Origin of the sequence: Bradyrhizobium guangdongense (assembly GCF_006483445.1) — a bacterium.
GTDB classification, from domain to species: Bacteria; Pseudomonadota; Alphaproteobacteria; order Rhizobiales; family Xanthobacteraceae; genus Bradyrhizobium; species Bradyrhizobium guangdongense_A.
In genome coordinates this window covers 22,121-28,120 of the sequence record NZ_PPPT01000046.1, presented here as the reverse complement: position 1 = coordinate 28,120, position 6,000 = coordinate 22,121, and the positions used below count along the sequence as shown (strand labels likewise).

Annotated in this window: 5 protein-coding genes; 1 reads left to right on the top strand and 4 read right to left on the bottom strand. The window is 64.2% G+C overall.

All coding sequences use genetic code 11. From position 1 onward, the window contains the following. The coding region (locus C2U70_RS07410) for an FAD-dependent oxidoreductase (RefSeq protein WP_140977351.1) at positions 1 to 285 on the bottom strand (285 nt) is incomplete at its 3' end. Between the two features lie 269 nt (positions 286 to 554). Here C2U70_RS07410 and C2U70_RS07405 point away from each other — a divergent pair. Beyond that, the gene (locus C2U70_RS07405) at positions 555 to 1,034 is read left to right on the top strand and encodes an Lrp/AsnC family transcriptional regulator (protein ID WP_140977350.1); all 480 of its coding nucleotides are present in this window, start codon (positions 555 to 557) and stop codon (positions 1,032 to 1,034) included. Positions 1,035 to 1,239: 205 nt separating this feature from the next. Here the strand turns inward: C2U70_RS07405 and C2U70_RS07400 are convergent, their stop codons facing one another. The 3 genes from C2U70_RS07400 to carB all read right to left on the bottom strand — a co-directional run bounded on the left by C2U70_RS07400 (position 1,240) and on the right by carB (position 5,942). Continuing rightward, the gene (locus tag C2U70_RS07400; protein ID WP_140977349.1) at positions 1,240 to 1,638 is read right to left on the bottom strand and encodes a DoxX family protein; all 399 of its coding nucleotides are present in this window, start codon (positions 1,636 to 1,638) and stop codon (positions 1,240 to 1,242) included. A gap of 149 nt (positions 1,639 to 1,787) precedes the next feature. Continuing rightward, complete coding sequence (gene greA, locus C2U70_RS07395; protein WP_027547666.1) at positions 1,788 to 2,261, bottom strand: transcription elongation factor GreA; 474 nt, start codon at positions 2,259 to 2,261, stop codon at positions 1,788 to 1,790. Positions 2,262 to 2,477: 216 nt separating this feature from the next. Further along, on the bottom strand, positions 2,478 to 5,942 hold the full coding sequence (gene carB, locus C2U70_RS07390; RefSeq protein WP_140977348.1) for a carbamoyl-phosphate synthase large subunit: 3,465 nt from the start codon (positions 5,940 to 5,942) through the stop codon (positions 2,478 to 2,480). Positions 5,943 to 6,000: the final 58 nt, after the last annotated feature.

Below are 6,000 nucleotides of genomic sequence, written 5' to 3'. Positions count from 1 at the left end.
GAACGGCCGCTGCGCGGTCTCCAGCTTGCTGACGAGGTCGGAGACGATCTTGGTGCCGACATGCACCGCCTGCTTCTCCATCTGCTCCATCAGCCACGGGCCCTGGATCACATCGGCGAAGCCCGGATAATTCTCGACGTCGGTGGTGATGGTGAGCTGGCCGCCCGGCTGGATGCCCTGGATCAGGATCGGCTCAAGCATCGCACGGGCAGCGTAGATCGCTGCCGTGTAGCCGGCGGGGCCGGAGCCGATGATGACGACCTTGGCATGTATCGGGGCGCGCATAGCGACAGGTGCCTCTCTCTCGGGGGAGTTGCAGCGCGGGCGCGGAACGTGCCTGGAAAGGCCTCGCGGAGGCGCTGAAATGTCAGAGCTAATCTAAGCCTTCCAGCCAGCTATGCAAGAATTGCAGCCCATCACTCCGATTTTTCCACCTTGGAACGAAAGTCCTGTGCGCTGCACGCGCAATAAAATTGCGCATTTCGACCGGACTGGGTTATGAGGATTGCGACGAACCCACCCGATACCGCCATAAGGCCAGGAGTTCCAATCACGTGTCGCGGAACCTAGACGAGATCGACCTCAAAATTCTCGCCGAGATCCAGGCCGACGGCCGAATCACCAATGTGGAACTCGCCAAGCGCGTCGGCATCTCGCCGCCGCCCTGCCTGCGCCGGGTCCGCGCGCTGGAGGAGGAGGGCTACATTCAGGGCTATCGCGGCCTTCTGGACCCGCGAAAGCTCGGTTTCGACGTCACGGTGTTTGCCGCCGTGCACCTGTCGAGCCAGGCCGAGGCGGACTTACGCGCCTTCGAGGAGTTCGTGCGCGCCGAGCCGCTGGTCCGCGAATGCTGGATGCTGTCGGGCGAGGTCGACTTCATCCTCAAATGCGTCGCGCCCGACATGGCGACCTTCCAGGACTTCGTCACGCACCTGACGGCCGCGCCCCATGTGCGCAACGTGCGGACATCGCTGGTGCTGCACAACTCCAAATATGAAGCCGCGGTGCCGCTGGAAGTGAAGGGGCGGCGGTAGTCGCTCTCGCTCTCTCGTGCCCCGGACGCAGCGCAGCGTGTCAGTTCCGTCATCCTGAGGTGCGAGCCACACGGCGCAACGCGCCGTGCGGGGAGCCTCGAAGGATGGACGGCCGGGATGTAGCAGCATCGCGAGGCAACAGCCGGGCCGTCGCCCTTCGAGGGCCGCTGAAGAAGCGGCCACCTCAGGGTGACGGACGAGAGAGCTACTTCCGCCGCATCGCGTCCACGCTGATCGGTCCGCCGCCCGCCGCCGCCAGATACAGGCACGCAAAGCAGAACAGGATCGCCAGCGTACCGTCGTTGACGAGCGGAAAGACGCTGTGCGGCGCGTGCTCGATGAAATAGGCAAACGCCATCTCGCCCGACAGCACGAAGGCGACGAGCCGCGTCAATAGCCCCAGCATCAACAGCCCGCCGAGCACGAGCTCGATCATGCCGGCGACGCCGAACAGCGACAGCGGCGTGACCTCGGCGAACATCTCGACGACCGGAAACTTGAACAGTTTTGCGACGCCGAACTGAAACAGCAAAAGCCCGGTGATGAAGCGGAACAGGCTGAGCAGATAGGGCTGGCACTGCGCGGCGAGACGATCGATGTCCATCGTGTCCTCCTCTGAGGCGTGAGCAGCGCTTGCGAGGATGACGGAGGAACGCGGCGTTCACAATCGGGTCAGGGGCCTCGTCGGACACATTGCGCAACAAAAAAGGCCGCGCTGGGCGCGGCCTTTTTGATGAATTCAGCGGGTAGCGACTAGCGCCACTCCACCTTGGTGATCTCATAGGCCTTGGCGCCGCCGGGGGCGTTGACCTCGACGGTCGAGCCCTTCTTCTTGCCGATTAGCGCGCGCGCGAGCGGCGAGGTGATGGAGATGCGGCCCTTCTTGGCGTCGGCCTCGACCTCGCCGACGATCTGCCACACCGTCTTCTTCTCGGTGTCCTCGTCGACCAGCGTGACGGTCGCGCCGAACTTGATGGTGTCGCCGGAGAGCTTCGAGATGTCGATGATATCGGCGCGCGCGAGCTTGTCCTCGAGCTCGGCGATGCGGCCCTCATTGTGGGACTGCTCTTCCTTCGCGGCATGATACTCGGCGTTTTCCGACAGGTCGCCGTGCGAGCGCGCCTCGGCGATATGCTCGATGATGCGCGGACGGTCCTCGGACTGGCGCTTCTTCAATTCTTCCCCGAGCGCGGCAAATCCGGCCGAAGTCATCGGAACCTTTTCCATCTTCTCTCTCGTTCTTCGATCGTGCGCCCGCAAAACGCTGGGCGGGCGCCGCAATCCTTGATTCGTCGGTCTTTCCGGGGCTCAACACACGGGCCGCCGGACGTTGACAGATACGGGCTTGGCAACGGAACAGAACCGCCACACGACCGGACGGTTCCTCCGGCCATTGTGGCTTCATTGCCAATCACTTAGCGGAGGCTTCGCCGCCACCAATGATCAGGTTTCTGAAAAGTAGCTCTGCAGGGTCCTAACCTCAAGGTCCCCGCCCAGATAGGCGCGGATGCCCTGCGCGGCCGCCACGGCCCCGGAAAGAGTGGTGTAATACGGCACTTTATGCAAGAGGGCGGCCCGCCGCAGCGAACGGCTGTCGGCGAGTGCCTGCGGGCCTTCGGTGGTGTTGAAGACGAGCTGGACGTCGCCATTGGTGATGGCGTCCACGATGTGCGGCCGTCCCTCCAGCACCTTGTTCACTTTCTCGGTCGGGATGCCCTGATCGGCCAGGAAGCGCTGGGTGCCTGACGTTGCCAGCACCTTGAAGCCGATCGAATGCAACTGGCGCACGGCGTCGGTGATGCGGATCTTGTCGCTCTCGCGCACCGACACGAACACCGTGCCCTTGCCCGGGACCCGCGTACCGCCGCCGAGCTGGCTCTTGGCGAACGCCACCGCAAAGGAGCGGTCGATGCCCATGACCTCGCCGGTCGAGCGCATCTCGGGGCCCAGCACGGTGTCGACGCCGGGAAAACGCGCGAACGGAAACACCGATTCCTTGACGCCGACATGCTTGAGGCTGGCGTCCCTGAGCTTGAAGTCGGCGAGTTTTTCGCCGGCCATGATGCGCGCCGCGATCTTCGCGACCGGCGTGCCGACGACCTTGGCGACGAACGGCACCGTGCGCGAGGCGCGCGGATTGACTTCGAGCACGTAGATCTCGCCGTCCTTAATCGCATACTGCACGTTCATCAGGCCGACGACGTCGAGCCCGAGCGCGAGCTCGCGGGTCTGCCGCTTCAATTCCGCGATCATGGCGGCGTCGAGGGAGTGCGGCGGCAGCGAGCAGGCGCTGTCGCCCGAATGGATGCCGGCTTCCTCGATGTGCTCCATGATGCCGACGATGAAGGTGTCCTTGCCGTCGGAGAGGCAGTCGACGTCGATCTCGGTCGCGTCGGAGAGATAGCGGTCGAACAGCAGCGGGTTCTTGCCGAGCACCGTGTTGATCTGCCCGGTCTTGTCGTTGGGGTAGCGCGCCTTGACGTCGGCCGGCACCAGCTCCGGCAGGGTGCCGAGCAGATAGTCGTTGAGCTGGTTCTCCTCGCGGATGATCTGCATTGCGCGGCCGCCAAGCACGTAGGACGGGCGCACCACCAGTGGCAGGCCGAGATCGGCGGAAACCAGGCGCGCCTGCTCGACCGAATAGGCGATGCCGTTCTTGGGCTGCTTCAGCCGCAGCTTGTCGAGCACGCGCTTGAAGCGGTCGCGGTCTTCGGCGAGGTCGATCGCGTCGGGCGAGGTGCCGAGGATGGGTACTTCGGCGGCTTCGAGCGCACGCGCGAGCTTCAGCGGGGTCTGGCCGCCGAACTGTACGATCACGCCGTGCAGCGTGCCCTTGCTGCGCTCCTTGGCGATGATCTCCAGCACGTCCTCGGCGGTGAGCGGCTCAAAATAGAGCCGGTCGGCGGTGTCGTAGTCGGTCGACACCGTTTCCGGGTTGCAGTTGACCATGATGGATTCATAGCCGGCGTCATGCAGCGCGAAGCAGGCGTGACAGCAGCAATAATCGAACTCGATGCCCTGGCCGATGCGGTTCGGACCGCCGCCGAGGATGATGACCTTCTTCTTGTCCGACGGCATGCTCTCGTCGGCGGGCGCGCCCGCGAACGGCGCCTCATAGGTCGAATACATGTAGGCGGTGGGGGAGGCGAATTCGGCCGCGCAGGTGTCGATGCGCTTGTAGACCGGGCGCACGTCGAGTGCGTGGCGCTTCGCTGTGACGTCGGCTTCCGTGATCTGCGCCAGCACCGCAAGTCGTGCGTCCGAAAAGCCCATGCTCTTGAGTGTGCGCATGCCGAAGGCGTTGGTCGGCAGGCCGTGCTTGCGAACCTTCTCCTCCATGTCGACGATGCCGCGCATCTCGCCGAGGAACCACGGATCGATCTTGCAGGAGTTGAAGATGTCCTCGTTGGACCAGCCGAGCCGCATGGCTTGTGCGACCTGGAGCAGGCGGTTCGGCGTCGGCGTGCCGAGCGCAGCGCGGATCGCGTTCTTGTCGTCGTCGCGGCCGAGACCCTCGATCTCGATCTCGTCGAGGCCGGTGAGGCCGGTCTCGAGCCCACGCAGCGCCTTCTGCAGGCTCTCCTGGAAAGTGCGGCCGATCGCCATGACCTCGCCGACCGACTTCATCGAGGTCGTCAGCGTATGGGAGGCGCCGGGGAATTTCTCGAACGCAAAGCGCGGCACCTTTGTGACGACGTAGTCAATCGTCGGCTCGAACGAGGCCGGCGTCGCGCCGCCGGTGATGTCGTTGGCGATCTCGTCGAGCGTGTAGCCGACCGCGAGCTTGGCCGCGACCTTTGCGATCGGGAAGCCGGTGGCCTTCGAGGCCAGCGCGGAGGAGCGCGACACGCGCGGATTCATCTCGATGACGACCATGCGGCCGTCGTCCGGATTGACGCCGAACTGCACGTTGGAGCCGCCGGTCTCGACCCCGATCTCGCGCAGCACCGCCAGCGAGGCGTCGCGCATGATCTGGTATTCCTTGTCGGTGAGCGTCAGCGCCGGCGCGACCGTGATGGAATCGCCGGTGTGCACGCCCATCGGATCGAGGTTCTCGATCGAGCAGACGATGATGCAATTGTCCTTCTTGTCGCGCACCACCTCCATCTCGTACTCCTTCCAGCCGAGTACGGATTCTTCGATCAGCACTTCGTTGGTGGGAGACGCATCGAGACCGCGCTCGATGATGTCGAGAAACTCTTCCTTGTTGTAGGCGATGCCGCCGCCGGTGCCGCCCATGGTGAAGGAGGGGCGGATGATCGCGGGCAGGCCGATCTCGGACAGCGCCATCATGGCCTGGCCGAATGCATATTCCTGGTAGCGCTTGCGGCGCTCGCTCTCGCCCAGCGTCCACTGCCGCTCATGCTCTTCGAGCGCGGCGCCGGAGAGCTTTTCGCGTTCGGCGAGGTATTTGTCGCGGAACGACTTCTTCAAGGCGGACGCGTTGGCGAGCCGCGACTTCGGGGTCTCGAGCCCGATCTTTGTCATGGCTTCGCGGAAGAGCTGGCGGTCTTCCGCCTTGTCGATGGCGTCGGCGGTGGCGCCGATCATCTCGACGTCGAACTTGTCCAGCGTGCCCTGCCGGCGCAGCGACAGCGCGCAGTTCAGCGCGGTCTGCCCGCCCATGGTCGGCAACAGCGCGAAGCCGCCTGATATGACGTGGCGTTCCTTCTCGATGATCTTTGCGACGATTTCCGGGGTGATCGGCTCGATATAGGTCGCATCGGCCAATTCCGGGTCGGTCATGATCGTGGCCGGGTTGGAATTGACCAGGACGATCCGGTAGCCCTCTTCCTTCAGCGTTTTCACGGCCTGGGTGCCCGAATAGTCGAATTCGCAGGCCTGGCCGATCACGATGGGACCGGCGCCGATGATCAGGATGGTGGAGATGTCTGTACGTTTGGGCATCAACTCTCGCGGGCTGAATTCTGGGCACAAAAAAAGGGCGCGCTTGCCGCGCGTCCCC

Bases quoted from the DNA above. Each gene is read 5' to 3' on its own strand.
- greA (WP_027547666.1), bottom strand. From the start codon at position 2,261: ATGGAAAAGGTTCCGATGACTTCGGCCGGATTTGCCGCGCTCGGGGAA.
- carB (WP_140977348.1), bottom strand. From the start codon at position 5,942: ATGCCCAAACGTACAGACATCTCCACCATCCTGATCATCGGCGCCGGT.
- C2U70_RS07400 (WP_140977349.1), bottom strand. From the start codon at position 1,638: ATGGACATCGATCGTCTCGCCGCGCAGTGCCAGCCCTATCTGCTCAGC.